The 729-nt window shown below is 27.2% G+C and carries 1 pseudogene; it reads left to right on the top strand.

The features are described 5' to 3' along the window. Positions 1-174 precede the first annotated feature (174 nt). A pseudogene (locus ACYVBS_RS14660) lies at positions 175-675 on the top strand (cbb3-type cytochrome c oxidase subunit I). The last annotated feature ends 54 nt before the right edge of the window (positions 676-729 follow it).

Raw genomic sequence — 729 nt, 5'->3', positions numbered from 1 at the left:
CAAGGTATCCACCCTCATATTAAATAAAATTTTATTTAATAGACTTTAAATAAAATATGCTAAATAGCAGTATAAAAATCTAATCAAGTGATTCAGCAGATATTTAATATAACAATGTGAAAAGAAAGATGATTTTTATCAACAAATGCTAAAGATATTGGAACATTATATCTTATGTTTGCATTATTTTCAGGTTTGGTTGGTACAGCTTTCTCAGTTTTAATTAGATTGGAGTTATCAGCTCCTGGTGTACAATATATAGCTGATAATCAATTATATAATAGTATTATTACAGCTCATGCTATTTTAATGATATTTTTTATGGTTATGCCTGCTTTAATAGGTGGTTTTGGTAATTTTTTATTACCATTATTAGTAGGTGGTCCAGATATGGCATTTCCTAGATTAAATAATATAAGTTTTTGATTATTAATACCTAGTTTATTATTATTTGTATTTGCTTCTATTATAGAAAATGGTGCGGGTACAGGTTGAACATTATATCCTCCATTAGCAAGTATACAAAGTCATAGTGGTCCTAGTGTAGATTTAGCTATTTTTGGTTTACATTTAAGTGGTATAAGTTCACTTTTAGGTGCTATGAATTTTATTACAACAATAATTAATATGAGAAGTCCAGGTATTCGTTTACATAAATTAGCTTTATTTGGTTGAGCCCTATTAATAACAGCTCTTTTATTATTATTATCATTACCTGTATAAGCTGGT

It is taken from the genome of Lysobacter olei (assembly GCF_054777355.1).
This window is presented reverse-complemented; position numbering and strand designations above follow the sequence as displayed.